13 protein-coding genes are annotated in these 13,076 nt (G+C 56.3%); 7 read left to right on the forward strand and 6 right to left on the reverse strand.

What is annotated here, in order from left to right; genetic code table 11:
• Both F7D08_RS07190 and F7D08_RS07195 read right to left on the reverse strand, forming a co-directional pair.
• A partial coding sequence (locus F7D08_RS07190; RefSeq protein ID WP_319624258.1) for a phosphoenolpyruvate-utilizing N-terminal domain-containing protein occupies positions 1 to 190 on the reverse strand: 190 nt, incomplete at its 3' end.
• Positions 190 to 450, reverse strand: a complete 261-nt coding sequence (locus tag F7D08_RS07195; RefSeq protein ID WP_152209981.1) for an HPr family phosphocarrier protein — start codon at positions 448 to 450, stop codon at positions 190 to 192. The genes F7D08_RS07195 and F7D08_RS07190, both read right to left, overlap by 1 nt.
• A gap of 384 nt (positions 451 to 834) precedes the next feature.
• Here F7D08_RS07195 and F7D08_RS07200 point away from each other — a divergent pair, with 384 nt between their 5' ends.
• The 3 genes from F7D08_RS07200 (at position 835) to F7D08_RS07210 (ending at position 3,882) form a co-directional block, all read left to right on the forward strand.
• The gene (locus F7D08_RS07200; protein ID WP_152209982.1) at positions 835 to 2,115 is read left to right on the forward strand and encodes an MFS transporter; all 1,281 of its coding nucleotides are present in this window, start codon (positions 835 to 837) and stop codon (positions 2,113 to 2,115) included.
• A 380-nt stretch (positions 2,116 to 2,495) separates the two neighbouring features.
• Entirely contained in the window at positions 2,496 to 3,152 is a 657-nt protein-coding gene (locus tag F7D08_RS07205) for a sugar O-acetyltransferase (protein ID WP_193316239.1), read from the forward strand.
• A gap of 208 nt (positions 3,153 to 3,360) precedes the next feature.
• Entirely contained in the window at positions 3,361 to 3,882 is a 522-nt protein-coding gene (locus tag F7D08_RS07210; RefSeq protein ID WP_152209983.1) for an NAD(P)H-dependent oxidoreductase, read from the forward strand.
• Between the two features lie 60 nt (positions 3,883 to 3,942).
• Here F7D08_RS07210 and F7D08_RS07215 read toward each other — a convergent pair whose 3' ends face one another.
• Positions 3,943 to 4,914, reverse strand: coding sequence for an L-lactate dehydrogenase (locus tag F7D08_RS07215; RefSeq protein WP_152209984.1), 972 nt, complete (start codon positions 4,912 to 4,914; stop codon positions 3,943 to 3,945).
• Between the two features lie 56 nt (positions 4,915 to 4,970).
• Positions 4,971 to 5,756 (reverse strand): methyltransferase domain-containing protein, encoded by a 786-nt coding sequence (locus tag F7D08_RS07220; RefSeq protein ID WP_152209985.1) that lies wholly within the window; start codon positions 5,754 to 5,756, stop codon positions 4,971 to 4,973.
• A gap of 238 nt (positions 5,757 to 5,994) precedes the next feature.
• Between F7D08_RS07220 and F7D08_RS07225 the strand changes: the two genes are divergently transcribed.
• The 4 genes from F7D08_RS07225 (at position 5,995) to F7D08_RS07240 (ending at position 10,523) form a co-directional block, all read left to right on the forward strand.
• The gene (locus F7D08_RS07225) at positions 5,995 to 6,516 is read left to right on the forward strand and encodes an NAD(P)H-dependent oxidoreductase (protein WP_152209986.1); all 522 of its coding nucleotides are present in this window, start codon (positions 5,995 to 5,997) and stop codon (positions 6,514 to 6,516) included.
• A gap of 398 nt (positions 6,517 to 6,914) precedes the next feature.
• Entirely contained in the window at positions 6,915 to 8,027 is a 1,113-nt protein-coding gene (locus F7D08_RS07230) for a CTP synthase (RefSeq protein ID WP_152209987.1), read from the forward strand.
• Positions 8,028 to 8,250: 223 nt separating this feature from the next.
• Positions 8,251 to 8,859, forward strand: coding sequence for a sugar O-acetyltransferase (locus F7D08_RS07235; RefSeq protein ID WP_152209988.1), 609 nt, complete (start codon positions 8,251 to 8,253; stop codon positions 8,857 to 8,859).
• Positions 8,850 to 10,523 (forward strand): GH39 family glycosyl hydrolase, encoded by a 1,674-nt coding sequence (locus tag F7D08_RS07240; RefSeq protein ID WP_152209989.1) that lies wholly within the window; start codon positions 8,850 to 8,852, stop codon positions 10,521 to 10,523. Before F7D08_RS07235 ends, F7D08_RS07240 begins: the two co-directional genes overlap by 10 nt.
• Position 10,524: 1 nt before the next feature.
• On the opposite strand, the gene F7D08_RS07245 is transcribed toward F7D08_RS07240, so the two are convergent.
• Positions 10,525 to 11,520 (reverse strand): 3-hydroxyacyl-CoA dehydrogenase family protein, encoded by a 996-nt coding sequence (locus F7D08_RS07245; protein WP_152209990.1) that lies wholly within the window; start codon positions 11,518 to 11,520, stop codon positions 10,525 to 10,527.
• Between the two features lie 48 nt (positions 11,521 to 11,568).
• Positions 11,569 to 12,951, reverse strand: coding sequence for an MFS transporter (locus F7D08_RS07250; RefSeq protein ID WP_152209991.1), 1,383 nt, complete (start codon positions 12,949 to 12,951; stop codon positions 11,569 to 11,571).
• Between the last annotated feature and the right edge of the window lie 125 nt (positions 12,952 to 13,076).

Here is a 13,076-nt window from a genome sequence, read left to right on the forward strand (position 1 = left end):
CAGCCGCCGTTTTGTCGCGCAGCTGCTTGAGCTGGGCTACGGTCGTGTCACGGGCAGTGCGGAAGCGTTCCACTTCGGCCTTCGGGTCGTCGACCACGCGGCGTTCCACAGCGTGGTCGGCGGTGTCGAGCACTCGGATCGCGCCGACGGCGATGCCGGCGGATGCACCGGTACCTTGCATGGTTCTCATCACAGGTTCCCCTTGAGGAACCGCTCGAACTCAGCGGCGGCCTTGGCCTCGTCACTGCCCTCAACCTTGACAGTGACCTCGTCGCCCTGCTTGACGCCAAGTCCCATGACGCCGAAAATACGCTTGGCGTCCACAGCCTTGCCTTCATAGTCGACGATGATGCTCGAATCGTATTCCAATGCCTTGGCAACCAGCAGACCAGCCGGACGGGCGTGCATGCCCTCGGGGTCAGATACGGTGAACTTGAATTCCTGAGACATGATAACCCTCCTTATGCGCGATATACGCATATATTCGTTCATCATTAACGACGATAATGACGAATTCTTATTGCGGAGCAACATTAAACTGCGTTTACACCAAACGTACAGTGGCAATCGCTTCCACGAATCGTCGCATCGCTTGACTGAAACTGCCGCATCCTGCAGCCGCGATGATGGCATCCAGCCGTCGGTCATACATGCTCGCCGCCTTCTTTCATCTCCAGCCAGCGTACGTTGGTGAACATCAAAAGAGTGCACTTTCACCAGAATAGAGGCAACAGACTCGCCCCATACCCTTGCGAAATTCTCTACAATGCATTGCTTGGAAGCGCTGCCATAGGTTGATTGAGGTTGCAGCGCAGTACAAGGAGAGCATCACATATGGCGGCATTATCAGCGAGGGCACAAGGCTTCATCCCCGTCAACGAACCTGCAGACGACGATAAGTTCATGAACGGCAGCATCATACTGATCATGGCGGCTGCGTTCTTCTATATGTCCGCCACGATGATGGGCACCACGCTCATCGTCGGCTATTCGCACACTTTGGGAGCGAGCGGAGAGTTTGCCGGCATCATTGCCGGCACGATGAACATTGTCTCCCTGTTTTGCAGGCCTTGGGCGGGCCGATTGAGCGACCGTATTTCAATGAAACGGTTCTCTGCGGTTGCGCTCGTATTGATGATTGCCGCCAATGCCGGCTATATGGCATCCCCCAATGCAACAACGCTCTTCGCCGCCCGCATCATCAATGGCATCGGATTCTCCGGCCTATCCGTTTGCCTTGCGGCTTGGATGTCGTCGCTCATTCCACTGGCGCACATCGGTAAAGCCATGGGCTATTACGGTTTGGCCAATGCCCTAGCCATGGCGCTCGGCCCAGCTGTTGGCATTCGCATCTGTTCCTCCTCGGGATATCGCGCCGCTTTCACAGTGACCACAGCAGCGCTGATTGCTGCACTCATCATGGTTGCGCTGGTTCGTAAGGGCGGTTCACGATCCACACAGCGAGCGCACGACGAACAACCCGCTCCCACGCCTACGCCAACGCAACAGCGGCAACGACCCACCCTCCACAATCGCATAGAACAGGTGATTTCCATACGCGTGATTCCAGTCGCAGCGGTGTTCATGCTGTTCGCCATCCCCTACTGCGCCACGCAGTCCTATATCGTCACGTATACACAAGCTCGCCACCTGCCTGTCAATGTCAGCTTGTTCTTCCCGCTCTATGCCGTGGCACTGTTGATTCTGCGCGTAGCAATGCGCAACATGTTCGACCGACGATCATTCCGCTGGTTCCTATGGTTCTGCTCCGCATGCATGATTGTTGCGCTCGGCGCACTAGCCGCGCTCAACAACAATGCCGTATTGCTCGTCGCCGCCATGTTCATGGCTGCATCGTACGGCATCATGAGCTCGGTCAGCCAATCCGACGCCGTGCGCCTGGCCGGTACCGGGCACGGCGGGCGCGGCAATGCCACGTATTACATCGGCCTTGACTTGGGCATGGCGCTGGGGCCGATCATCGGCGGAACACTCTATGCCAATGTTGATTTGGCATGGTTCTATCCGATATTGATGCTCACCATGCCTATCGCCATCGGCATCTATCTACTGACGAATCACATTGGATCCTCGCGGAGCACCCATCGTTCATAAGACCACTTCCGATATATGACCGTCCAAAAAGCGAACATTTTCCGCTTGCTTTTTCGACCCCTGCCACTACTATCCAGTTCCGGCTATTGGAAAAGAGAGGAAGGAAGTTCTTATGGCCGCCATTACTATCGCAACTATCACCACCCTTGCCGCAGCAGCACTTTGCCGCCTGTGAGGTCAAGAGCAAGAGTTCTTGCATAGGTCGCTGTGCGATACGCCGATCCCGGTACGTCGCACAGCGACCTTTTTCTATAACAAATCAGTAAAATTGTGGCGGCAAGCTCACATCCACTGCGCACGTCAGCGGGAAACTATGATGGTAGCAAGCCGCAGCGCATCAGATGTTCGGCTGCAGAACAATCTTAAGCAAAGGAGCAATAATGACCGTAAACACGTACGACGTCACTGCCGACCTCACCCCGGAGGGGCTGGAAGAGTGGAAACGCATGGTGGCCGGCGAAGTCTACGAGGATTCGCATCCGGAAATCGAGCGCAAACGCGTGGAGGCGAAGAAGCTGTTCCGCGCCTACAACCAGCTTGACTATGACCAGGAGGCCGAGCGTCGCGCCATCATGGAGCAACTATTCGCCTCGGTCGGCGAAGACGTATTCATCGAGCCGAATTTCCGCTGCGAGATGGGACGCAACATCACCATCGGGTCGCACGCCTACATCAACTTCGACTGCGTGATGCTCGACAACGCGCCCATCACCTTAGGCGATTACGTGTGGATCGCGCCGATGGTGGGCCTATTCGCCACCAATCATGCGCTTGATTTCGAGGAACGCAAGAATGGAGCCTGCCAAGCCAAGCCGATTGTGATTGAGGATGGCGTCTGGCTTGGCGGCCATGTCACGGTGCTTGGCGGCGTGACCATCGGCCGCGGTTCGGTGATTGGCGCCGGCAGCGTGGTCACCAAGGACATCCCGGCCGGCGTGGTCGCCGTTGGCAACCCGGCCCGAGTGATTCGCCCGATTACCGAGGCGGACAAAACCGGTTTCTGCGAGCGCATCGCCGCACACAACGCCGCGCGCTGACCCCATTCTCTCGCAATGCCGAGAGCCGCCCAACCTAGCCCGGCATTGCGCCGAACGCTCTGTGCATTGCAATCACTCAGCTTTGAGATGAATAAGACACGCCATCCATCATTTGCTACACAGTTACCTATATAGTTCATTTCGAGATATCCCGGCTTGCGATATTACTGAGTGAGCCATGCGAACGTTAAACCGAAGGAGAAATATCATGAAGACTCTGGTGCTCGTATTCCACCCGTCCCTGAAGGGCCAGTCCCACGTCAACGCCGCTCTGGCCGAGGCCGCCGAGGGTCTGGAGAACGTGACCGTGCGCGACGAGTACGCGCTGTACCCGGACGGCAAGATCGATGTCAAGGCCGAGCAGGCCGCCGTCGAGGCCGCCGACCGTGTGGTGTTCCAGTTCCCGCTGTACTGGTTCTCCTCCCCGGCTCTGCTGAAGACCTGGGAAGATGACGTGCTGGAGCACGGCTGGGCCTACGGCTCCGAAGGCCACGCCTTCGAAGGCAAGGAGTTCGGCGTTGCCGTTTCCACCGGCTCCCCGGAGTCCAAGTACCAGCCGGAAGGCGACAACAAGTTCAAGATCGAGCAGGTGCTCGTGCCGTTCCAGGGCACTGCCAACCACATCAACGCCACTTGGATCAAGCCGTTCGTGACCTTCGGCTCCTTCGGCATCTCCGATGAGGCTCTGGCCGAGTCCGTCAAGAACTACAAGGACTACCTGACCAAGTAACTTCAGGTTTTCCTTGCATAGTCAATGGCTCCTTCGATTGCGAAGGAGCCATTTTCATATTTAAGCTACCAATCGGTCGGCTATCAACGCGCAATGCTCCCGCACCACAGCAGCCGAAGCATGGAATTTCGCCAATTCTTCATCGTTCAAATGAAGATCGACGAAATCGCCTACGCCACTACCGTCGAGCGCAACCGGGAGCGAGAGGAATACATCCCATTCCCCATACTCGTATTCGCCGCTTATCAATGTGGATACGGACACGACGCTGCGCTCGTTCCATAGGATCGTTCGAATCAGACCGGCGACAGTGGCAGCAATACCATAGCTGGTGCCGCCGCGCAATCCTTTGATGTCAAGACCTCGTCTGCGGGTCTGCTCTTCGATGCCGGCAAGCGTGACATCCGGATATCGGGTACGGTTGTCCTCCAAATACTGCGCGAACGACTTACCGATGAACGAAACCGTGGACCACGGCACAAATTGTGAATCACCATGTTCGCCAATCACATACCCCGACACTAGTCGCGGATCGAGATGCGTGGTTGTGCCGATAATCGCTTTCATACGAGAGGTATCGAGTGCGGCACCCGAACCGAACACCTGCGCACGCGGCAAACCGGTCCGTCGCCATGCGAACCAGCTCAGCACATCAACCGGATTCGACACCATAATCAAGATGCCATCAAAGGCTGAACTTGCAACGTTCTTCAATATAGGGTCCACAATGTCGATGGCCGCATCAAGCTCCTGCATACGCGTCTCACCAGGCTTCGGCTTCGGACCGGCGGCCACAACCACCACATCAGCACTGGCGCAATCCGCCCAATCGCCCTGACGAATGGTGATGAATCGACCGAGGAATTCGGACCCGTCGGCCAAATCCATAGCCAGGCCTTTTGCCCTACTCGGATTATGGTTAATGAGCACCAGTTCGTTACATAAGCCTTGTTCCACAATGGCGCTTGCCACCGCTGAGCCCACGCTGCCAGTGCCGACAATTACCACTCGATTATGATGCGATGCAATCACCGATCTTCCTTTCTCCGCGAGAACTTTCCCGCCCCCGACGCTGAGACCTGACTCCTTCATTTCACCGCGGTGAAGAAGAATCGCGGGAACGGGAAGATAACACTGCCATCCGACTGGGTGGGGTACGCCTCACGCACTTGGGCGAATATCTTGGCCTCGAAGTTCGCGCGCGACTCATCATCCGGTAGCGCCTGCAGATACGGACGTAGCCCCGTGCCGCGATACCAATCCATAATCGCCTCATGCGAAGGCAACGTATGCATATACGAGGTCTTCCACATGCGGAAGCTTGCGGCGTTCGCATGCAGCAACTCCCAATATTCGGGTGGCGTCAGATTATAGAACTCCCGCTGCTGTGGCAGCCGATCCGCATACTCCGGCGAGTGCACAATCTCGGCAATAATGCGGTGAATCGGCTCCTCGTAGTTCATCGGCGTCTGCACGGCGAGCACACCGCCTCGCTTGAGCCGCGCGAGCAGTTCAGGAATCAATCGCATATGATCCGGCACCCATTGGATGCAAGCATTGGAAAACACCACATCAAAATCACTCGGTAGGCCACCGAGCTCTTCCGGGTTCGAAACATCGCACAGCGCGAAGTCGATATCAGGGTGAGCTTTGCGCGCGGCTTCAATCATCTCCGGCGAATTATCAACACCAAGAATCTTCGCCTGCGGATAGCGCTCACGCAATACCGCCGTGCTATTGCCCGGTCCGCAGCCGATATCCAATACTCGCTTGACAGTGCCGTCATCGGGCGGCAACTGCATCGCCAAATCACGTGAAGGCTGCGTGCGTTCGTTCTTGAAGCGAAGATACTGTTCGGAATCCCATACAACCATGCGGCTCACGCTAATCCCCACATGGGCAGTGTCCACATTATTGACCACATACTGATCCTATCGGCATAATCGACACGCGACCACCATCCGGCACAGTCGACAATCGCAGCAGGCAGTCCAGCCGCGGCAACCGCACCATGTAGCTCCGTTGCGCATCGCCTTATTCGCAACCGAAAGCCTCCGAACGTACCATAGAGTCATAAAGCACCAATAGATTACTGACAAAGGAGCAGTCACGATGAAGACTCTGGTACTGGTGTTCCATCCGAACATGGCGAAGTCCCGCGCCAATGCAGCACTGATGGAAGCGGCACAGAAGTTGCCAGCCGACACCGTCACCGTGCGCGAGGAATACGCGCTCTATCCGAATGGCAACATCGACGTCGCCGCCGAACAACAGCTCATCGAAGCACATGATCGCATCGTGCTGCAGTTCCCGCTCTACTGGTACTCGTCCCCTGCGCTGCTGAAAGAATGGGAGGATCAGGTGCTGGCGTTCGGCTGGGCATATGGGCCGGACGGTAAAGCGCTGGAAGGTAAGGAGATCACTGTGGCCACCACGGCGGGCGGCCCGGAAAGCGAGTATCAACCGGAAGATAACGGCGCCACGATGAGTGAGGTGCTCTCGCCCTACCGCATGATGGCCCGCTACGTGCACGCCACATGGCTGAAGCCGTTCGTGGTGTTCGATTCGATGGAACTCTCCGACAAGGCACTGGCCGAAACCGCCAAGCAATACCAGGCGTTCCTCACGGACTGACACAGCATGTGAATCAGGCAGCGGAAGGCAGCCGGCCACCCAGTTACTCGCCCCGTACCACTCGAGCATATGCTTATTGCGCAGCAGCCATGGCACGCCTCGCGCAGTTACTGCCTGTTTTCAGGCATAAAGAGGCAGTAACTGCGCGCATGTCACATCCACCTGCGCAGTTACTGCCTGTTACAACGTCAGAACAGACAATATCTGCGCATGTCTCTCGTTACAGCGCGCAGTTACTGTCTCCTTCGCAGCCCATAAGTCCCTCAACAACAAGTAATAGGATCACAAAGACAAGTATTCGCTTAAATCCCATCAGAGTTATCCACATTTTTCGAAGCTAGAACCACATACCCCGTTTGAGCTTGCGCCACCTTTTATATATCCGCGACCATGAAGTCATGAGGACGCATACCGAACTTGAACATCTCTGCAACGAAGCCGAGCGTAATTTACGATGTTTCTACCCAGCTACGAACGCTATTCGTCGGGCAACTCACGTTCGCCTGCAGAACGGGTATATCGTTCGGCCATTCCGTAACGTCTATGCCAGAACAGCGTATTGGTCGACGCTCAATCCCGCCGAACAGATGCGACACATCACTCGCACACTTTCGCAACAATTCCCCAACCGCATATTCGCCGGCATCAGCGCAGCCTCTATGCTGCATCTGGATTACAGTTGGAGTCTGCACGCCGATGGCTGTGTGTTTATTGCCAGCAAAACAGGAAACTCAAAGCAGGCATACCGAAAACTTAAGCGAATAATAATGCCACATCCGCCCATATCGACTTTGGTATTCCACCAAAACAACAACGGGATAGGCATGACCCTAGTCGAGGGGGCCACCACGTCCAATATCGTCAACAATACATCTTATGGCACCGATATCGTACAAATCACTTCTCCAGCAAGAACATTAGTGGACTGCGGCTTGAAATACCCGTTTGCGCAATCCCTTCCATTATTTGATTCCGCTATGAGGCAAGAACTCACTACGGCCGAACAAATAATCGATATTTGCGACGACATGCAAATCGATTGCGGACCAATATTCAGACTGATGCACTACATGAATCCGCTTAGCGAAAACGGAGGGGAATCGCTCTGCAGAGCGGTAATCATAGAAGCAGGTTTTGTGGTTCCCAAACTGCAACGCGTATTCATCGACCCGGATGCTCCCCGGAAACAATATCGTGTTGATTTCTGTTGGCATACATTTGACGGTCGGCTAATAGTGTTGGAATATGACGGTGCGCAGAAGTACGTCAATCCTGAGATGACAAATCGGCGCAGCATTCAAGATGTGATTCATAAGGAAAAAGAACGCGAAGATGTATTACGCAAAGCCGGAGTAACTGCAATTATTAGAACGACTTTCGACGAAGTGTTGGTCCAGACGCCCCTTATCCAGAAACTCGCCAAAGCCGGAGTTCCCACGGCCGGATCGGTGCCGACATTCGTGATTCCATCAAACACGCAACGCGCAGTTACTGCCTGTTCGCTGTCTTGAAGCGACAGTAACTGCGCAGTGGGACACAGTTGACGCGCAGCTAATGCCTATTCACCGCCATAAAACGGCAGTAACTGCGCGTGCGCTACGTTTATCTGCGCAGTTACTGCCTATTATCAGACGCAGAGAGGCAGTAACTGCGCGATAACCGCTTCAACATACAGCAGGCCTATAATGATAACGCAAACATCATTGCGACGACAGGGATTATGAGGCGGCAATCATGGATAATGCGAAGCGGCGCGAGGAGCAGCTCCCCTATCACTACGACGACCCGAGCATCATGGGCGGGCAGCTTGAATACCAGGAGAAGCTCTGGGAATTCAACCAGACGCACCCCACGGACCAAGCCGGCAAACAGAAACTGCTGAAGGAAATGTTCGCCGAAATCGGCGAGGGATGCCATGTGGAGACGCCGGCGCACGCGAATTGGGGCTTCCATCATGTGCATATGGGCAAAGGCGTCTACTGCAATGTGAACTTCACCTGCGTGGATGACGCGGACATCACCATTGGGGACTGGTGCATGTTCGGCCCGAACGTCGTCATCGCCACCGCAGGCCACCCGGTGCTGCCGGTGCTGCGCGAACACCATTATGTGTATGCGATTCCGGTGACGATCGGCCGCAACGTATGGGTCGGCGCGAATGTGACGATTCTGCCGGGCACTACCATCGGCGATAACTGCGTCATCGGCGCGGGCTCGGTGGTCAGCCATGACATTCCGGCAAACTCCGTGGCCTATGGCGTGCCCTGCAAGGTCGCTCGCCCGATTGGCGAGAAGGATAAGGAATACTACTTCAAGAATCGCAAGCTCGACGTATGGGATTAGCAACTACACATATCACCGTCAATGCCGGCAACGAAACAGGTCCTCTGCCCCACGACTGGCGCTTCTTCGGCTACGATGAATGCAACTACACCTACACGCCCGAAGGCCGGCGCATGCTGGAGCGCTTCAGCAAGCTTGGCGATGCGCCATACTATGTGCGCACGCACTTCATGTTCTGCAACGGCAGCTGTACCGGCACGCAGAAGTTCGGTTCCACGAACCTCTACCATGAGGATGCGCATGGTGATCCTATGTATGATTTCACCTATATCGATCTGATTCTCGATACGATTCTCAACTCCGGCAACAAACCGTATGTGGAACTTGGATTCATGCCCGAGGATTTGGCAGACCCGAGTTTCCGCAATAATCCTTGGCTCGGCGGCCTGGACCCGTATCGCGAATCCGGCTGGACGTATCCGCCGAAGGATTATCACCGTTGGCACGACTTCATCCGCACGGTCGCCCAGCATCTAGCCGAACGGTACGGCAGCGAGGAGGCCGATACCTGGTATTTCGAGCTCTGGAACGAACCGGATATCTTCTACTGGTCCGGTACCGGCGAGGATTACTGCACACTGTTCGACTTCACCGAACAGGCGCTGCATGCCGTGCTGCCGAATGCTCGACTGGGCGGCCCGACCTGCACGGGCATCTTCGACCAGGGCGGCGGGCGAGATCTCATGCAAACATTCCTGGAACATTGCAAAACCGGGACCAACGCCGCGACCAACGCAACAGGCACTCGTCTTGATTTCATCACCTTCCACGTGAAAGGCGCCGAATTCCCCCGTGACGCCAACGCCTCCAAAGCAGTGCCCAGCGTGGGCAATCTGGTGTATCAAGTCGAATCCGGCGTGGAACTGATTGAAGCGGCGGGCTTCGGCAACCTCGAAATCGTATTATCCGAAGCCGATCCGGATACGTGGGCCGCCGGCGGCATCAACGACAACGCCAACATGCGTTTCCGCGACACCGAATATTATGCATCGTTCGTCGCCTGCGCGTATCAGCGCATCGCCGAGATCGCGCTGCGCTATGGCGCTCCGATTCATCCGTTGGCATGGGCGTTCGTCTTCCCGCAGGAGGAATGTTTCCCGGCAACTCGCACGTTCGCCACGCAGGATATCGTCAAACCGGTGTTCCGCGCATTCGATATGTTGAGCCGGCTTGGCTCACATGCACTTGAGCTCACCAGCGACTGCGCAGCAAATCCTGCTCGGGAACGTGAGCTTGACCGTGACTATGGCATAGCCACACCGCATCATTACTCAGGATTCGGCGCACCAACCATCGTCTCCGGCTGGGCTGCGCGCGATGATGCTGGACAAGTGCAGGTATTGCTCTATTCCCACTGCGATGATATCGACGTGCACGAAAAGCGTTCCGTCGAGCTGCGAATCACCGGACTGCAACCGGAACGGCAGTATCGGATGCAGCACTGGCGCATCGACCATGACCATTCGAATGCGCATACGCAATGGGTTGAGGAGGGCAAGCCGAAATATCCCGCAGGTGAGCAGTACCATCGCATCAAAGCCGCGGATGCACTGGAATCGTTAGGACCCGAGGAAACCATAGCCGCCGACAACAAGGGCACGGCAACCTTGCGGTTCACCATGCCCACTCATGCGGTGTCGTTATTGACGTTCGAACTTCAGTAGGTCATTCGCCGTCAGCCGCATCTTCCTTCAGTGCGCGCAGCAATGCTTTATCGCGCTGTTCGATGACGCGTTTGCCGTCTTCGCCCTGCCAGGAGAAGAAACCACGCCCGGTTTTCGCGCCAAGGTTGCCTTCCTTGACTTTTTCGGCAAGCAGCGGCGATGGGCCGGTGCCGTTGTCCATGTCGTCGAACAGGTAGGTACTGATGTTGTAGAACACGTCGAGTCCGCCAAGATCGATGCTTGCCACCGGACCGACCAGATTCCAGCGGCGGCCGAGACTGTATTTCATCACATCGTCCACGGTGGCGGCATCCGCGATGCCTTCCTGAATGATATGGAATTCCTCGCGCAGCACGGCCATCTGCAGTCGGTTGCCCACGAATCCCAAGGATTCCTTCTTGATCTTCGCCGGCTTCTTGCCAATGAGATTCATGAGGTCAAAGGTCACATCCATCACATGTGGGTCGGTGTGGGCGCCGGGCACCACTTCCACCAGCGGCATCAACTGCGCCGGATTCCAGAAATGCGCTACCACGAATCGCTCAGGGTGCTCAAGCACCGACTGGATCGCCGTGGGGCTCAGTCCTGAAGTATTGGTGGCGAAAATTGCGTCCTTGGGCGCGAACCGTTCAATCTTACGCCATACCGACTGCTTGATTTCCAGATTCTCCGCCACTGATTCGATGACGAAATCAGCGCCGCCCACACCCTGTTCATAACCCACAATCGGCGTGATGCGGGCAAGCACATCATCCACTGTCTCATTTGCGTGCAACAGTCCAGCACCGGCGAAGGTTTCCGCGTCCGCGCGAATGCGGCCCATTGAACGGTCGAGCGAAGCCTCGCTACGCCCAACCAAACGCGTCTCATATCCGGCAAGCGCAAACTGCAGCGCAATGGCATGACCCATCGTGCCCGTGCCTACATTGGCGATCACCTTGATATCTTCAGCGCTCTTTGCACCCGGTACCGTTACGCCATCCTGCTGCTGTGCCATCGCCGCCATCTCCATCCATCGTTACCGTTAACGATCAGCAATTCCTGATTATGCCACTGAATCGAGCGTTGCGGCAGTAATGGCAGTGTCCTTCCAGCGCAGCAATTCGAAGCCGAGCGCGTACACAAGCAACAGTGCGGAGGCAAGGAACACCACACGCAAGGCGAGGTCCAATGACGGCAGGAATGTGGCGGCGACACCGAACACGGCTACGCCAATCGCTCCACCGACTTGGCGGAATGTGTTGAACATGGCGGATGCGATGCCGGCTTGTGAAGAGACGACGCTTTTCAGCACCACTCCAGCCGCTGCAGGCGTAGTGATGGCCGCACCGAATCCCACAATGCTCATGCCGGCGGCCACCACCCACACCGCCACCGGGCGCGGCGAAAAGAATTCGAACAGGAAGCCGGCGATCATGATGGCGAGCCCCAACGTAATCGAGAATTTCGAGCCTCGTGCGGTGACGATACGTCCGCCCGTCAGGTTTCCCATAATGGTCACGAAGGATGCAGGCACGAACACCAGACCGGCCGCGAACGGATCCATATGGAGCTCCTGCTGCAAGTACATGGTGCAGATGAACGCCATGCCATACCAGTTGAAGATCATGATGAATCCGATTTGCAACGCCACCTGCATACCGCGCACACGAAATAGCCCGAGCGGCATCATCGGCGAGTCGACCTTGGTCTGCGACAGTCCGAATGCCCCGATTGCGGCCACACCAACGGCGAGCAATATCAAGGTCGAAGGCGCAGACAGACCTGTATCACCAACCTCGATGATGCCCGCCACCAACGTGCTCAAGCCGACCAACGCCAAGACCTGGCCAATCCAGTCGAATTTGGTCGCACGCTGTGGCGATGGCGCGATGCGTGGTGCGGCGGCGAGAATCATCAGGCAGAACGGCACGTTGATGGCGAACACCAGACTCCAGTGGATCGGCGTGAGCAGGCCGCCCAGCAATGGACCGACCGCCGATGCGGAGGCGCCGCCCGCGCCCCAGAGCGCGAGCGCCCATGCGCGGTAGCGGGGATTCGGACTTGCCTCGTTGATCAGCGACATCGAAGCCGGCAGCAGCAACGCCGAGGCCACGCCGAGTATGCAACGTCCAACGACCAATGCCGCCATCGACCAGGCGAACATGCAGAACAACGAAGCCGCGCCGAACGATGCCGCACCGATGAGAAAGATTCGTTTGGCGCCGAATTGGTCGGCTAGACTGCCGGCGAGCAGCAGCAAGGCGGCGAACAGCAGTGCATAGCCGTCCACCACCCACTGTTGCACAGCCATATTGCCGCCGAGGTCTTTGGCGATGGTCGGCAACGCCACGTTGACGATGAGCACATCCATGCCGGCCAGGAATGAGGCGATGGCAGCCGCAGCAGTAGTGATATTCGCGGAATGTTTGGGAACCAAGCTCACCATAATCCTTCTGATATATACTTTTGGTTATTGCGTGAGCCAGTGTACGCTCGCCGCGCACTGTAAAGTATTGGTTTGCCAATGATTATGGTTTACAAGCTATAAACCATAAGTTTATGCAAGAGGTT

The sequence above is a fragment of the Bifidobacterium cebidarum genome (genome assembly GCF_009193305.1).
Lineage (GTDB): Bacteria > Actinomycetota > Actinomycetes > Actinomycetales > Bifidobacteriaceae > Bifidobacterium > Bifidobacterium cebidarum.

What these genes read in the sequence shown, in the direction of transcription:
- F7D08_RS07195 (WP_152209981.1), bottom strand. Translation starts at nt 450, where the DNA reads ATGTCTCAGGAATTCAAGTTCACCGTATCTGACCCCGAGGGCATGCAC.
- F7D08_RS07200 (WP_152209982.1), top strand. Translation starts at nt 835, where the DNA reads ATGGCGGCATTATCAGCGAGGGCACAAGGCTTCATCCCCGTCAACGAA.
- F7D08_RS07205 (WP_193316239.1), top strand. Translation starts at nt 2,496, where the DNA reads ATGACCGTAAACACGTACGACGTCACTGCCGACCTCACCCCGGAGGGG.
- F7D08_RS07210 (WP_152209983.1), top strand. Translation starts at nt 3,361, where the DNA reads ATGAAGACTCTGGTGCTCGTATTCCACCCGTCCCTGAAGGGCCAGTCC.
- F7D08_RS07220 (WP_152209985.1), bottom strand. Translation starts at nt 5,756, where the DNA reads ATGGTTGTATGGGATTCCGAACAGTATCTTCGCTTCAAGAACGAACGC.
- F7D08_RS07225 (WP_152209986.1), top strand. Translation starts at nt 5,995, where the DNA reads ATGAAGACTCTGGTACTGGTGTTCCATCCGAACATGGCGAAGTCCCGC.
- F7D08_RS07230 (WP_152209987.1), top strand. Translation starts at nt 6,915, where the DNA reads ATGAGGACGCATACCGAACTTGAACATCTCTGCAACGAAGCCGAGCGT.
- F7D08_RS07235 (WP_152209988.1), top strand. Translation starts at nt 8,251, where the DNA reads ATGGATAATGCGAAGCGGCGCGAGGAGCAGCTCCCCTATCACTACGAC.
- F7D08_RS07240 (WP_152209989.1), top strand. Translation starts at nt 8,850, where the DNA reads ATGGGATTAGCAACTACACATATCACCGTCAATGCCGGCAACGAAACA.
- F7D08_RS07245 (WP_152209990.1), bottom strand. Translation starts at nt 11,520, where the DNA reads ATGGCACAGCAGCAGGATGGCGTAACGGTACCGGGTGCAAAGAGCGCT.
- F7D08_RS07250 (WP_152209991.1), bottom strand. Translation starts at nt 12,951, where the DNA reads ATGGTGAGCTTGGTTCCCAAACATTCCGCGAATATCACTACTGCTGCG.